Source organism: Bacteroides helcogenes P 36-108 (assembly GCF_000186225.1).
Lineage (GTDB): Bacteria > Bacteroidota > Bacteroidia > Bacteroidales > Bacteroidaceae > Bacteroides > Bacteroides helcogenes.
Window position 1 is genome coordinate 2,217,491 of the sequence record NC_014933.1, and the last position, 13,332, is coordinate 2,230,822.

At 43.3% G+C, this 13,332-nt stretch carries 14 protein-coding genes, 2 tRNA genes and 1 pseudogene; 9 read left to right on the plus strand and 8 right to left on the minus strand.

The window, feature by feature from the left end; all coding sequences use genetic code 11:
* Window positions 1–181 precede the first annotated feature (181 nt).
* Both BACHE_RS08850 and BACHE_RS08855 read right to left on the minus strand, forming a co-directional pair.
* Complete coding sequence (locus tag BACHE_RS08850) at window positions 182–1,393, minus strand: L-serine ammonia-lyase (RefSeq protein ID WP_013547355.1); 1,212 nt, start codon at window positions 1,391–1,393, stop codon at window positions 182–184.
* Window positions 1,394–1,447: 54 nt separating this feature from the next.
* Window positions 1,448–3,967, minus strand: coding sequence for an endonuclease MutS2 (locus tag BACHE_RS08855; RefSeq protein WP_013547356.1), 2,520 nt, complete (start codon window positions 3,965–3,967; stop codon window positions 1,448–1,450).
* Window positions 3,968–4,097: 130 nt separating this feature from the next.
* Here BACHE_RS08855 and BACHE_RS08860 point away from each other — a divergent pair.
* From BACHE_RS08860 to BACHE_RS08880, 5 genes are all read left to right on the plus strand, one after another.
* Window positions 4,098–4,182, plus strand: a tRNA-Ser gene (locus BACHE_RS08860).
* A gap of 166 nt (window positions 4,183–4,348) precedes the next feature.
* Window positions 4,349–4,436 (plus strand) — tRNA-Ser (locus BACHE_RS08865).
* Between the two features lie 302 nt (window positions 4,437–4,738).
* Window positions 4,739–5,962 carry a site-specific integrase gene (locus BACHE_RS08870; RefSeq protein ID WP_013547357.1) on the plus strand — a complete coding sequence of 408 codons (1,224 nt, stop codon included), beginning with the start codon at window positions 4,739–4,741 and terminating at the stop codon, window positions 5,960–5,962.
* Between the two features lie 18 nt (window positions 5,963–5,980).
* Complete coding sequence (locus tag BACHE_RS08875) at window positions 5,981–6,382, plus strand: virulence RhuM family protein (protein ID WP_013547358.1); 402 nt, start codon at window positions 5,981–5,983, stop codon at window positions 6,380–6,382.
* Between the two features lie 184 nt (window positions 6,383–6,566).
* Window positions 6,567–7,520 carry a ComF family protein gene (locus tag BACHE_RS08880; RefSeq protein WP_013547359.1) on the plus strand — a complete coding sequence of 318 codons (954 nt, stop codon included), beginning with the start codon at window positions 6,567–6,569 and terminating at the stop codon, window positions 7,518–7,520.
* Window positions 7,521–7,541: 21 nt separating this feature from the next.
* Here BACHE_RS08880 and BACHE_RS08885 read toward each other — a convergent pair whose 3' ends face one another.
* Entirely contained in the window at window positions 7,542–8,729 is a 1,188-nt protein-coding gene (locus BACHE_RS08885) for a GIY-YIG nuclease family protein (protein ID WP_013547360.1), read from the minus strand.
* Window positions 8,730–8,936: 207 nt separating this feature from the next.
* Between BACHE_RS08885 and BACHE_RS08890 the strand changes: the two genes are divergently transcribed.
* From BACHE_RS08890 to BACHE_RS08900, 3 genes and pseudogenes are all read left to right on the plus strand, one after another.
* On the plus strand, window positions 8,937–9,278 hold the full coding sequence (locus BACHE_RS08890) for a helix-turn-helix domain-containing protein (RefSeq protein ID WP_041579769.1): 342 nt from the start codon (window positions 8,937–8,939) through the stop codon (window positions 9,276–9,278).
* On the plus strand, window positions 9,275–9,607 hold the full coding sequence (locus tag BACHE_RS08895; protein WP_013547362.1) for a helix-turn-helix domain-containing protein: 333 nt from the start codon (window positions 9,275–9,277) through the stop codon (window positions 9,605–9,607). The genes BACHE_RS08890 and BACHE_RS08895 overlap by 4 nt, the downstream gene beginning before the upstream one ends.
* 120 nt (window positions 9,608–9,727) lie before the next feature.
* A pseudogene (locus tag BACHE_RS08900) lies at window positions 9,728–9,937 on the plus strand (DUF4099 domain-containing protein); the annotation flags it as partial.
* Window positions 9,938–10,060: 123 nt separating this feature from the next.
* On the opposite strand, the gene BACHE_RS08905 reads toward BACHE_RS08900, so the two are convergent.
* From BACHE_RS08905 to BACHE_RS08925, 5 genes are all read right to left on the minus strand, one after another.
* The gene (locus tag BACHE_RS08905) at window positions 10,061–10,576 is read right to left on the minus strand and encodes an HU family DNA-binding protein (protein ID WP_013547364.1); all 516 of its coding nucleotides are present in this window, start codon (window positions 10,574–10,576) and stop codon (window positions 10,061–10,063) included.
* 378 nt (window positions 10,577–10,954) lie between these two features.
* Window positions 10,955–11,365: a PcfK-like family protein gene (locus tag BACHE_RS08910; RefSeq protein ID WP_013547366.1), complete on the minus strand. Its 411-nt coding sequence runs from the start codon at window positions 11,363–11,365 to the stop codon at window positions 10,955–10,957.
* Between the two features lie 21 nt (window positions 11,366–11,386).
* Window positions 11,387–11,608 (minus strand): hypothetical protein, encoded by a 222-nt coding sequence (locus BACHE_RS08915; protein WP_013547367.1) that lies wholly within the window; start codon window positions 11,606–11,608, stop codon window positions 11,387–11,389.
* 8 nt (window positions 11,609–11,616) lie between these two features.
* A complete protein-coding gene (locus tag BACHE_RS08920; RefSeq protein ID WP_013547368.1) occupies window positions 11,617–12,108 on the minus strand; it encodes an SLOG family protein in 492 nt (163 codons plus the stop codon).
* Between the two features lie 11 nt (window positions 12,109–12,119).
* A complete protein-coding gene (locus tag BACHE_RS08925) occupies window positions 12,120–12,383 on the minus strand; it encodes a hypothetical protein (RefSeq protein WP_041579291.1) in 264 nt (87 codons plus the stop codon).
* Between the two features lie 719 nt (window positions 12,384–13,102).
* Between BACHE_RS08925 and BACHE_RS08930 the strand changes: the two genes are divergently transcribed.
* Window positions 13,103–13,300, plus strand: coding sequence for a helix-turn-helix transcriptional regulator (locus BACHE_RS08930; RefSeq protein WP_013547370.1), 198 nt, complete (start codon window positions 13,103–13,105; stop codon window positions 13,298–13,300).
* Window positions 13,301–13,332 lie beyond the last annotated feature (32 nt).

Sequence of the window (13,332 nt, forward strand, 5' to 3'; positions counted from 1 at the left end):
TAATTTCTTCAATCAGTATTTTCAGGGAGAGATAGTTACTAAGATCGAGCGCAGGCGCAGTGGTGTAGGAAATGATTGTTCTTTGAAATTTAATTAAAGAGGAGAATGGTCGATATATAGACGATTGATATTGTTTATGAGAGAGTCTCTCACGCATCAGTGAGAGACTCTTCTCGTTTTATCACATTGGTTTGTAATCCTTTGCCAATCCTCCTTCACTTGTTTCTTTGTAAAGTGACGGCAGGTCGTTACCGGTTTCTTTCATCACTTCAACTACCTTATCGAAGGATACACGGTGCATGCCGTCTGTGAAGGAAGAATAAAGATTCGCATCCAAGGCACGGGCCGCAGCATATGCATTACGTTCTATGCATGGTATTTGTACCAGTCCGCATACCGGGTCGCAGGTCATGCCCAAGTGATGTTCCAATCCCATTTCCGCCGCATATTCTATTTGTGACGGGCTTCCTCCGAACAACTGATTGGCGGCAGCCGAAGCCATGGAACAAGCCACTCCTACCTCTGCCTGGCATCCGGCTTCTGCTCCTGAAATAGAAGCGTTGGTTTTTACTATGTTTCCTACCAGTCCGGCTGTGGCAAGGGCGCGAAGAATGCGTATTTCACTGAAGTCACGGCTTTTTGCCAAATGATAAAGCACGGCAGGCACTACTCCGCATGAACCGCAAGTGGGGGCAGTAACGATTGTACCTCCCGAAGCATTCTCTTCACTTACGGCAAGTGCATACGAGAATACCAAGCCACGGGACTGGAGGGATTGCTTATATCCGCTGGCACGTATGTAATAGGTAGATGCTTTACGGCGCAGATTCAATGGGCCAGGTAGGACACCTTCTTGCTCCAGCCCCCGTTTGACGGCAGCTTGCATGGTTCTCCATACTTCTTGCAGATAGTCCCATATATCACTTTCTTCACATTCCTTGACGTATTCCCAATAGCTTTTTCCGGTACGCTCACACCACTGTAGAATTTCGGTCATACGGTTCATTTCATATACGTCCGGGGTGTTTATGGAAGAAGCGCCGTCATTTTCTTCAGCCAAAGCGCCGCCTCCGACACTGAATACAGTCCATTGGTCTGTCGTCCTGCCTTCGTTGTCCACGGAAACAAACTTCATACCGTTGGGATGGAAGGGCAGGAATATTTTGGGCTCCCAGATTATTTCTACCGGTGCTGCCGGCTGCAGCGTTTCGGTGATGGCAATATTGGTCATGTGTCCCTTGCCAGTTGCTGCCAGGCTTCCGTATAATGTTACTTTGAATGCAGCAGCTTCCGGATGTCTTTCCAGAAAAATCTCGGCCGCTTTGCGCGGTCCCATAGTGTGACTGCTTGAAGGGCCTGTACCGATACGGTAGAGTTCTTTGATTGATTTCATCTGTTTATTTACGATTTAAAGATTTGCGATTGAAGTTGTTTGTTTTTGGAATTTTCAGTTCAAGTCCACTACTGTGATACCCGCACCTCCAAATTGGATATGTTCGTCGGCAAATTGGCGTACGCCCGGTACTGTTTGCAGGTATTGACGGATCAAGGTGCGTAAAATACCCGTACCCGTTCCGTGAAGAATGCGTACACGTGACATGCCTATGAGAATGGCATCATCTATGAAATAAGTGACGGCTTGCAGAGCTTCATCGCCACGCATGCCACGAACATCGATGTCTTGCTTGAAGTTCAGCTTTTTCTCATACATGCTGTCTTGTGTCTGAGTGCTGATGTATGTGCTTTTAGTAGAGGTATCTGCTTGCTTGGGCTGTGCATTGGTACACTCCAGCCTCTCCAGTTTGACGGTGGTCTTTATATTTCCGAAGGCAACCGTAGCGTTTTTTCCATTCACTTCCATAACTTCTCCTACGGAAGCCTGCCCTTTCATCTTGACATGGCAACCGGGAGTGATAACAGCCGTGCGTTCGGTTTCTTTCCGTGTTTGTTGTGCTGCCAAAGTTTGCGGATTTTGTTCTTTTCGGTTTTTCTTCTCTTTTTTCCGGTTTTGCTTCTCCGCCAGCCTTTCCATTTGGCGGACTATTTTTTCTTCTTGTTCCTTGTTGGCAAGGGTTTCCATCGATTCGCGGAAGTCGGCTAATTCCTTACGTACCTGACGTGTCTTCTCTTTTTCGGCTTGTACTTCCTTGATGGTCCGTATGGTATTTTCAATACGTGCATTGGCTTCTTGCATCAATATATCTGCATCTTCCTTAGCTTTTCGCAGGATTTCTTTGCGTGATTTCCGCAGATCCTCAATTTCGGTCTGATAGCGTTCGATGGTTTCTTCCATTTGCTTTTCACGCTGGCGGATAGTCTGGCGTTTTCCTTCCCAGTACCGCTTGTCACGTACAATGTCCTGCAGGTATTTGTCGGCATTGATGTATTCGCTGCCAACGATTTCTGACGCATCGGCTATCACATCCTCAGGTAAACCGATTTTACGTGCAATCTCCACGGCAAATGAACTTCCGGGATTGCCTATCTGAAGTTGGAACAAGGCTTGCATCAGGTGGCGGTCATACAGCATAGCCCCATTTACCACTCCTTCATGGTCTTCGGCAAAATGCTTCAGATTTTGGTAATGTGTGGTAATGATACCAAACGTAAGCTTTTCGTTGAAGCGTTTCAGTACGGCTTCGGCAATGGCTCCTCCAATCTGCGGTTCGGTTCCTCCACCGAATTCATCAATAAGGATGAGGCTGCATTCATTACAATGCTTCATCATGATTTTCATGTTTGTGAGGTGGGAAGAGTAAGTGCTCAAATCGTCTTCGAGGGATTGTTCGTCACCTATGTCGATAAAGATGTTACTGAATATTCCGGCATGGCTGCGTTCGTGCATCGGGATAAGCAGCCCGCATTGCAGCATATATTGAAGGATTCCTACTGTTTTCAGACAAACTGATTTTCCACCGGCATTCGGACCCGAAATGACAAGGATACGTTGTTTTTCATTCAGTTCGATATCAAGTGGTACTACTTTTTTCCCGTGTTTGGCGAGAGACAGTTGCAACAGTGGATGCACTGCCATAGTCCAGTCTAAGATCTGTTTGTTTTCAAGAGCCGGTTTCAGTCCTGATATTTGCTCGGCAAACATAGCTTTGGCACGTATGAAGTCTATTTCGGCAAGAAATTCGTATGAAAGTAATACATCTGGAATGGATGGTCGGAGTTGTCCGGAGAAATCTGTCAGGATGCGGATAATCTCACGTCGCTCATCCCCCTCCAGTTCTCTGATGCGGTTATTGGCTTCCACTACCTCGGCGGGTTCGATGAAAACTGTTTTTCCACTGGCCGACTCATCGTGCACGATACCCTTTAGCTTTCGTTTCAAGGCTGGTACTACAGGGATAACCAAGCGTCCGTCACGTATCGTGGGAGTTACATCTTTATCCACAATTCCTTCTGATTGTGCATTTCGCAATATATTGTTCAAGGAACGGGAAATGCTTCCCATGGTACTCGCCAACTCTCGACGTATGCGTGCCAGTTCGCTTGAGGCATTGTCTTTAATCTTCCCATAGGGAGACAGGATATTATTTATTTTTCCAATAAGCTGAGGAAATGCCATGATGTCTCCAGCAAGCCGTTTCAGGCAAGGGTAGGGAGAATTGTTATCCTCTTCGTTCTCCTTTTGTAAAAAGCGTACAATGTCCCGTATCGTTTCCAACGAACGACGCAAATCAAAAAGCTCCTGTTCGTCTAAATACATGCCTTCCACCCGTATTCTTTTGAGTGACGGACGGACATCAAAAAAATATTGTGCGGGAAAGTTATCTTCTTCCCTGATTATGCGGATAAATTCTGTAACTTGCTCCAGACGTTCTTCCACTTCACCGAAGCGGTCAGAAAATGTCATATTGGTCACTCGCTCTTCACCAAGGGTACTGAGACATTTCTCTTTCAGTAGTTGGCGAATTTGGTCGAAACCTATCTTTTGTTCAAAGTTTTGTGGGTATATCATGGGTTCAGCCTGTTTTCAGGGGGCAAAAGTACGATTAATTCGCGAAAAAAGAGAAAAATGTTTGCAGATTTAAAAATGATTTGTAACTTTGCACCGCTTTAGAAGAAAAGCTTCTTAAAAAGAAGTTTTTGGAGAGGTGGCAGAGTGGTCGATTGCGGCGGTCTTGAAAACCGTTGTGCTGCAAGGCACCCGGGGTTCGAATCCCTGTCTCTCCGCTGAAAACTATTGAAAACTGATAGCTTGAAAATTTAACATCCGATTTTATACAAGTAAAATCGGATGTTTTTTATTATTGAAAAGAAGTTTTTTGCCAGTCGGAATATTTATATAAAACATTTGGTAATTCCGAAAATTTCTTCTATTTTTGCGCTCCGAAAAAGAGGAGAGATGCTCGAGTGGTTGAAGAGGCACGCCTGGAAAGCGTGTATACTCCTAAAGGGTATCCGGGGTTCGAATCCCCGTCTCTCCGCTGAGCGTCAAAGACGAATGACGGAAAAGCTAAGACAAGTCCTGTAAAATCAAGGTTTTACGGGACTTTTTTATGTTTGTGCTGTGACAAGTGAAAGACATGAAAATGCCCTGTTTGGACAAAGTAGTGTTACTAAATCGTTACTGAAAATCAGCCAATGAAAATAGTAACGATTTTAACTGTAAATTACTGATTTGTCGCTTGTTGTCTCTTGGATGTCTGTTCATACACGAATTGTTAATCGTTCCTTTGCAACGGGAAGTAAGATTCCTATTGTAACGGACATAAAAAGAACAACGTATATGAGCAAAAGTACTTTTAAGATTCTTTTCTACATTAGAAAAAATCAAGTGAACAAAGATGGTACAGTCTGCATAATGGTCAGACTGACAGTAAGCGGTGAGGTATCTCAATTTAGTTCTAAATTGAATATTAATCCTAAGGCATGGGACGTTAAACAAGGTAAAGCGGCAGGTAACTCCGTAAAGGCACGCCAGTTGAATGACTTGTTGGAGGATATACGTACTTCCTTGAAAAATCACTATCGTGATATTGAAATGCATGAATCGTTTGTCACTGCGGAGAAAGTAAGAAATGCTTTCTTAGGATATACTATTAAACAACAAACATTATTGGAGCTATTCAGAAAACATAATGATGATGCACAAAAGTTAGTAGGTATCAGTAAGAGTGCAGCTACATTAGCTAAGTATGATAGATGTTATCGTAGGATGGAGGAATTTATGAAGGCTAAGTATAATATCACGGACATCGCTCTGAAAGAGATTAATCATATGTTCATCACGGACTTTGAGACGTATTTACGTACCGTTAGTCTATGTAATGAAAATACAACTGCTAAATTTATGCAGACTTTTCGGATGATTGTGATTATGGCGAAAAATAATGGCTGGATTTTTACTGATCCATTCGTGAATTATAAAATTCGTTTGAAGCGTGTGGATAGAGGATATTTGACGGATGCGGAACTGCAAAAGATAATGAAGAAGAAGTTTCCCACGAAACGATTGGAACAGGTGCGGGATGTTTTCATTTTTTCATGTTTTACGGGCTTGGCGTATATTGATTTGAAAACATTAAAAGCGAGTGAGATTAGTATTTCTTTTGATGGTAAGCCGTGGATTATGAAGCATCGGCAGAAAACGGATACTCCGGTGAATGTTCCTCTGCTGAAGATACCGTTGGCTATATTGAAGAAGTACGAAGGACAGCTACCCAAAGGAGAATTGCTGCCTGTATTGAGCAATCAGAAATTAAATTCGTATTTGAAAGAAATTGGCGATTTGTGCGGAATAAATAAGAATATCACCTTCCATTTTGCCCGGCATACTTTCGCCACAACGACGACGCTTGCGAAGGGTGTTCCGATTGAAACTGTATCGAAAATGTTGGGACATACGAATATTGAAACGACACAGATTTATGCTCGTATAACTAATGATAAAATACGGAAAGATATGCAACAGTTGGCTGGGAAATTGGATGATTTGGATCAATGGAATTAAAATTGTAATATTTGATATATGGAAGAAGGTAAGGTAATTATAGAGGCCGGAGATTCCGGCGGTGTTCGTATATCTCTCAAGCCTGCCGAGGATGGCAGTATTTGGATGAGTATAGCAGAAATTGCGGATATATTCTTTGTTGGCGGTGCTTCTGTGGAACGTCAAGTTAAAAAGATTTTTGCAGAAGGGGATTTACAGGAGTATGCAGTGAAAAAAGAAAAGCCAATCGAATATGCTCCCGGTAAATATGGAAAGCTGGATTATTATAATCTCAATATGATTATAATGCTTGCCTTTCGCATGAATAGTCCGTTCTGCTCCATGTTCAGGGAATGGATATGCCGGCGACTTACACAGAAGGTCAGCGAACAAAAAATCCCTATTTTCTTGCAGATAGGCAAGGAACAGGGGGTAAACTGATTGTCAATGCCATTAATGCGGCTTAATTTGCTATCGTATGAAGCGGATTAAGCCGCTTTCTTGCCAATCTCTGTCCGATTGTCATTTCTATCTATAAAAGAATATAAAAGAGGATGGCTGAATTTTACCTCTGAATGTCAAGTGGCTATCTTTGTGCATGTTATTGAATTTGAACAAAGAGATTATGGTTGAGGCTTTTGATATGCTCGTCGAATATGATTCGGGAATGGTATTCGAGGATTATAAGGTTCCAATGGGGTATGACCTAAGGGACTTTGAAGAGTTTTTCTATTTGAAGCGGCAGCCATTAGGTGAGTTTGTAATTGTGCTGAAGGAAGGCGGCTTGTTCTATTTTCTTTCGGATAATTTCTGTGACTTTACGGAGGTCTGTAAAAAATATGACTGGTATGTCATTTCACATCAACCATTCAATAAGCAACTTGAAATCGGTATCGGGATGATGAATACCGGAGGCTCGGCCGGATGGATTGGACGGGCGGAGCATTCCGAACGGTTGAGCATGTATAAAGATATTCTGGTGTTTTCTTATGACTGTGGCGTAGAAACGGATTTTTATCCGTATGATACGACTTTCAAGGGATATTTTGAGATAGATGGAAGTCTTTGCTACTATGTACATGACTATTATCCCACGCGAGTTCAAAAAGTTGATGTACATCAGAAGCGTATCAGTAATTTGATATTCCGCTTTAAAGAGGGCGGCCATTGCGGTATGCTGGTCGCAAAGATTGTTTCTCTTTGCATGAAAAATATTTCCTACTGCAATTCTCCCCAACAAACGATTTTAATTCCTATTCCGGCTTCGACACGGGAGCGGCAACGGAAAAGGTTTCCGGTTCTCTGTTACCATTTATCTAAATGGTTGAATGTACGGGATGGATTTCAGACGATATGGATTGAGCAGGAACGGGAGCAGATGAAAGGAAACTCGCGCAAAGAGGTTGTGTCTAATCTGAGTATTAGAAAACGGGATGTTCGGGGTATGAATGTAATCTTATTTGATGACGTGCTGACCAGTGGACAGAGTTTCCGGCAACTCCGACAAAAGATGATGGAGTTGGGGGCAAAATCCGTGATTGGGATTTTTCTTGGCAAGACGGTTGGTTTACGTGAGTAATAGGGAGTTTCTTGTCAATATTCATTCATTTGAAAAATTCGTTTTCCGCTGCTTCTTGCGTTCATATTTCAGATGATTCATTTCTTTCTTGGTATATTCAATATATTTGCCTCCTTCTATCTTGTACCTTTCAAAAACCTTTTTCATGTGTAGATTTTCATCTACAATAGGGAACCTGCCACCTCTGACTTTCTCTGCTCCATATTTATTGAAGTATTTCTCAACAATGGGATTAAGTTCTTCGATAATCTCCAAATAATCTTTGGGGCATATAACGGGAATAACTTCTAATAATTCTATAGGAGTATGGAGCTTGCACCATTCGCCATATTTTCCTCTCTCGTACTTTTGCATAAGCGCAGACAGATCGCTGCTATAACTCACATGGAAGCAGCCGTCTTCTAATGCCAGAACATAAACAACCATGACTCTCTCACTATCTTTCAGCGGTAAATCATAATCAATCATGGAATTCTTTTCTTCGTATTCTTCTATGAATTTGCTACGTGTGCTAAGGTCGGCAAGGGGTTTATGGTCTCCTCTTTTACGCAAGAAGGATTGGATGAGTCCCAAATGACGTTCTGAGTCCCAAAGTGTAAAACTCCCTCCGCGAACATTTTCATAGCCATGTTCAGCACCGCATTGAAGTACCCACTCATTGACCTTATTTATATTGGGAATACCGTTCTCAAAAACGACTTCCTGATACTTTAATAACCGTATAGGTTTATTAATCCGGGTCCAATAGGAGGCAATGCCTTTTTCATGCTTTTTGAGGGCGGCTTGCAGAGAACGTGAATAACCAACATAGTATTTGCCGTTTTCCAATTCAAGAAGATATATGAATTGCTCTCTTTTATTAAATGAAATATCCTCCATGTCTATATCTAAAAAATATCTGTGATGCTGCAAGCTTTTAATCGTTTCGATTTCACCCACATTGCACCAGAAACCACCCCTGACTCTCTGCCAACCTTTGGCTTTCATCATTTTTATGGTCTGGTGATTCTCCCAACGATCTTCTTCTTCTGGTGAAGAGACAAGAAAGGATTCTTTTTCAATGACACTGACGGGAGGGTGTAGTTTAGTCCATACGGCTCCATTATCATTGAAATGTTCATTGAATCTTCTGTCGGGGTCGGTGGTTTTCCCTACATAGTAAAAATTATCCTCCAGTGCTAATGTATAAATGTATATTAGGTAGCTCATCGGCTTTAAGTATAATTGTTGGCTTCATTTGTATTGCAAATATAGGCAAAGAATTGACACGGCCCTGTGCTTTGGCATTGGAGATTTGGAATAAAGGTCATGATGTGGACTAAATACTATAAAAATCTTTCATAGGTCGTTACCTACCTGTGGATGTATCCCTTTTTCTCTTCTCAATTTTGCGACATAATCCAAAAACGTAAAAGCATGGAAATAATAACAATGGATCATCAAGCCTATCAGGATTTGGTGGAAAAGATTAATCGGATTTCCGATTATGTGTTCAAAAAAGAGGTCGCACCCTTGTTGGAACCGGAAATTTGGCTGACAAGTGAAGAGCTGGCGGACTTACTTAAAATAAGCACGAGGACTCTTCAACGTATGCGGAAAGAACGGGTGATTCCTTTTTGTATGATACGCAGCAAATGTTTGTACCGACTGTCGGATGTGGAAAAATGTATCGCTCAACGTATTGTGACCTGTAACCCAAAGACGTTGGATGAGTTCAGAAAAGGTTATTGGACTACACATGAAACTCTTTCTTTATGAGCACGCTGGACTTGGATACCTTCGAGGATTGGATGCGGCAAATCATGGAGCGTTTCGACCGGAACGAACGGCTGCTCACCTCCCTCGCGGGCAAGGAGTACAAGGAGACCAAGTACCTCGACGGGGAACGGCTGCTGGACAATCAGGACTTGTGCGAGCTGCTGAACACGAGCAAGCGCTCCATCCAGCGTTACCGCAGTTCGGGCACGCTGAAATACCGGATGCTGTGGCACAAGGTGTACTACAAGGAGTCGGACGTGCAGGACTTTCTGAAAAACCATTTCAGGGAGTTCGAGGAGAAAAACGAGGCAAAAAGGAAGAGGCCGTGAAGCCACAAGCTGCCAGACGGATGCCACAAGCTGCCACGCGCCCCGCCATCCATTGCGGAACGGCTTGGGGCAGCTATTTTCGCCCCCGAAACAAATTCATGTTTAATTAGACAGAAACGTATGGAACAGAAAAAAGAGAAAAAGGACGTGCTGATTGTCCGGGACGAGAAGACGGGAGAAATCAGCGTCGTCGCCGGACTGAAAAAGGACGGCACACCGAAAACCACCGCCGCTGACGGGGCGAACCGGAAAGATTTTCTGCTGTTCGACAAGAACAGCAACCCGTTGGACAGTTTCTTGGACAACTTCTTCCGCCAGTGCAAGGAGCCGAAGCCGAAGGTGTATAACTACAAAGAAGTCTTATACATAAAGTCCCGCCTCTTTCTCGTAGCAGTTCCGAATTAAGTTTTCCGAGAGAGGGGCGGGAGTTTATATAACAGCGTTGGGGCGTTCTCAGCCCAACGGGTTTTCTTCCTGACCTTCCCTGCCGCTGCCGGACGAACCGCCCGTGTTTCCGCCGCCGGAGAGGCCTTTGGCCGTTCGGTAGTCGGTAAGGCTGGCATAGCTCACGCCTTCATCCAGCACGCCGCCGTTCTGGAACTGGATGCCTTGAAGCACGCTCTCGCGGAACTCCTTGCTGGGAGTGAAGATGATGCGCGGGTTCTTTATCATCGCCCCGGCATTGAACTTCGTGACATCTTCCACGCCCTCGCTCTTAAAGGTGACACGGATGGTACCCAGGTCGCCCACACGGACGGTGTGGCCTTGTTGCAACTGTTGGCGGGCATGTTTGCCCAGCAAGTCCAGCGCGGCCTCCATTTCGATGGGAGCGGTCGTGGTGTTTTCCGTAGCGGCACGTGTCATTGCCTTCACAGTTTGGGAAACTTCGCTGACCGGGATTGCATACCATTTCTTGGCTGCTTTTCTATCCTGCGGATTGACTTTCTTGACGAGTTTGTATTTATACATAACTACCTCCTTTTTTGGTTGTTGGTACTGCATCCGCAAAGTTAGCAATTCTTTCGGGACGGCAAAGGTTTCGGGCGGAATATTACATACCTATCTCATGGGTTGCTACATACGTATGTAGCAGGTCACGACATACGTATGTAGCATGGCACTACATACGTATGTAACGGTCGACTACATACGTATGTAGCAAATGGCTGGATACGTATGTAATTGAAAGCTACATGGGGCCGTCTTCGAAAATGGAGCCGTTCCGCTTGGCGATATGGTCGAAGTAATGCTTATACGCCCAGCGTTTTTGGGGTTCGGTGATTCGGGACAAACGTCTGCTTAACTCTAAAACGTGCTGTTGGAATTTATTTCTCGGTTTCATAATCGTTAGAATAAAAGTGTCATTTGTTCATGGTTGCTGCTCTCTTTCTTGGGGGCGGATTTACGCTGTGTCATTCTGCTGTAAGCCTCGTCTTCGGCTCGTTTGATAGCATCCTTGCGTGCCTGCGCCTTTTCTTCTTCAGTAAGTTCCACGTGATGATTGACCACCACCTTGCAGTCTGTCGGGTTGCCCACCTCTATGTCGGCTTCATCGTAATAGTGCACGGCTTGCCCGAATATTTCATCGTCATCAAAGCCGTTACAACCGCTTTTCTGAACATAGTTCAAAATATAGGTTATACAATCTTCTATGTTCTTCAATGGGTTGCGGTATGAATGGGCGAATAGTTCGTCATACTCGGCTCTCTGCTCCAAATAGGATTGGATAGCGTTCTTAAAAGATACTGATACTTTCATATTTCTTGTTTTTAGGGGGCGTTAAATGGTTGCTTGAATTATCTCTATCCGCCATGCAGGGATTACTTCGTCAAACAGATATGTTATGAACTCTTTTCGTGCATCGGTGCATAACTCCTTGTATAGTTCTCGGAACTGGCTGATATTGCCGTTTATGTAGGTTGATACCATGTACTCGTAAATGTTATCCACCTCGTAATATCTGCATTGCTGCGCTGCTGATTTGCTATATCTTGTTCCCATAAGATAGATTATTTATATAGGTTGATAATTTCTTTATTCATTTGCTTGGCTTTGCTCACTGTGTAGTAAGTGCCGCCTTTGGGCGCATTGTCCCAATATGCCACCACAACATTGGCGTGGCTTATCAGATAGTCATTCCGATGATGGAAACAACCTGTGTAGTAATGCAGGGAGATGGTGACCACCTCGTCCGCTTGTTTGAGAATGGCTGCATATTGGAGTTTGTCTTGCTCGCTATACCGTGCCGACTGATTGGCAAAGGGAACGACCGCCACCAACCGAATGTCATTATATACCCGCTTCATGTGCATAATGACCGCTGCTGCCGACAAGTCGAAGCCGTTAGCCATTCCGCTGTAAAAGGTTCTATAACCCTGCATATACAGCTTGGCAACCTGCATGGTCAGATGAAATCGCACGTTTTCGATGGTGCTGTCTTGTAAGATGCGCTCTTTCCGATGTCCCGTGAAAGAAACTGCGAAGGGGGAATTTGTTGTCATGGTGAAGAAGTTTAGATTGTTAATAGCCAAACGATAATGCCGATTACAACAGCCATAGATAAAATGGCGACAAGGCAACCCCATACAAAGCAAAGTACACTAATTATCAGCTCCTTTGCAAGCCATAAGTCAATCATCCATACAAGGAAGTAACCACCGTACAATCCCCAACCGATACCCGAAAGTCCGAGCCAAACCGTCCAGCCAATCAACATATGCAGGGGCAGATTGAGTCTGTACTTATTTCGATTAATTATTTCTTTTGCTGTTTTCATAATCACGACATTTTTTTTATGCATTGACGAGTTGAGCTGACTTATTTCATGTGCATCAAAAGGTAGGGCTTAGGGGAAACAAGGTTTTTGGGAAAAATACCTCGTGACATTCATGGCACAGGGAAGATTTTTGCCAAAACCGGAACGGCTTGACCTTGTTTCCCTGTTAAGAGCCCGGAGTACCTTTGCACTTGAATAAGTTAGGTTAATTCGTTTCTTTGCTTTGATTGTGGAGTGATGGCGATGAAAGCAGCAAGAGAAATTTCCGAAGTAAATAGGGGCTTTTAATCGCTCTGGATTATTGATTTGTGAACCATTTAAAGAGAAACCGATGACATGAATAGAAGAATATCCTACTCTTTTTCCTGTCTTTGCAGGCAACGGTGCAGATAGCATCGTGATACATTTGTTCGTTTACTGCAATCCGGAAATCGCCAATTTCAAAGCACGAATCTATCAATAATTTCTTGATGAATCTGATTGTAATACTGACTGTATAGTGTTTCTTATGACAATAAACTCGAAGCATTACAAGGATACACCATAGAACATACAAAACAAATGGTATTGTTTTAAGGTTATCCCGAACTTATATTGAATTGTGTTAAGTGAAGATTCTCCCTTTAGCAAATAAATTGAGTTAAAATATAGTAATACTTTGAGAAGCAAAAATAATTTATTAAATTTGCGTGATAGTTTAATTTATTAGATTTGCAGCTATGAATAAAGACTTGAATAGGATTAAAGTCGTCTTGGTGGAGAAGCACTTGACAAGCAAATGGCTTGCGGAGAAATTGGGCAAGTCAACTTGTACTGTGAGCAAGTGGTGCTCTCAAAAGTCGCAGCCAGATTTGCAGACCATGAACCAAATTGCAATCCTGCTTGACGTAAAATTGAGCGAACTTATTGTGGATTGAAAGATATCTTTTCAAGTTGATTTAACGTATAA

What these genes read in the sequence shown, in the direction of transcription:
- BACHE_RS08850 (WP_013547355.1), bottom strand. Translation starts at nt 1,393, where the DNA reads ATGAAATCAATCAAAGAACTCTACCGTATCGGTACAGGCCCTTCAAGC.
- BACHE_RS08905 (WP_013547364.1), bottom strand. Translation starts at nt 10,576, where the DNA reads ATGTATAAATACAAACTCGTCAAGAAAGTCAATCCGCAGGATAGAAAA.
- BACHE_RS08910 (WP_013547366.1), bottom strand. Translation starts at nt 11,365, where the DNA reads ATGAAAGTATCAGTATCTTTTAAGAACGCTATCCAATCCTATTTGGAG.
- BACHE_RS08855 (WP_013547356.1), bottom strand. Translation starts at nt 3,967, where the DNA reads ATGATATACCCACAAAACTTTGAACAAAAGATAGGTTTCGACCAAATT.
- BACHE_RS08880 (WP_013547359.1), top strand. Translation starts at nt 6,567, where the DNA reads ATGGTTGAGGCTTTTGATATGCTCGTCGAATATGATTCGGGAATGGTA.
- BACHE_RS08890 (WP_041579769.1), top strand. Translation starts at nt 8,937, where the DNA reads ATGGAAATAATAACAATGGATCATCAAGCCTATCAGGATTTGGTGGAA.
- BACHE_RS08925 (WP_041579291.1), bottom strand. Translation starts at nt 12,383, where the DNA reads ATGAAAACAGCAAAAGAAATAATTAATCGAAATAAGTACAGACTCAAT.
- BACHE_RS08885 (WP_013547360.1), bottom strand. Translation starts at nt 8,729, where the DNA reads ATGAGCTACCTAATATACATTTATACATTAGCACTGGAGGATAATTTT.
- BACHE_RS08870 (WP_013547357.1), top strand. Translation starts at nt 4,739, where the DNA reads ATGAGCAAAAGTACTTTTAAGATTCTTTTCTACATTAGAAAAAATCAA.
- BACHE_RS08920 (WP_013547368.1), bottom strand. Translation starts at nt 12,108, where the DNA reads ATGACAACAAATTCCCCCTTCGCAGTTTCTTTCACGGGACATCGGAAA.
- BACHE_RS08930 (WP_013547370.1), top strand. Translation starts at nt 13,103, where the DNA reads ATGAATAAAGACTTGAATAGGATTAAAGTCGTCTTGGTGGAGAAGCAC.
- BACHE_RS08895 (WP_013547362.1), top strand. Translation starts at nt 9,275, where the DNA reads ATGAGCACGCTGGACTTGGATACCTTCGAGGATTGGATGCGGCAAATC.
- BACHE_RS08875 (WP_013547358.1), top strand. Translation starts at nt 5,981, where the DNA reads ATGGAAGAAGGTAAGGTAATTATAGAGGCCGGAGATTCCGGCGGTGTT.
- BACHE_RS08915 (WP_013547367.1), bottom strand. Translation starts at nt 11,608, where the DNA reads ATGGGAACAAGATATAGCAAATCAGCAGCGCAGCAATGCAGATATTAC.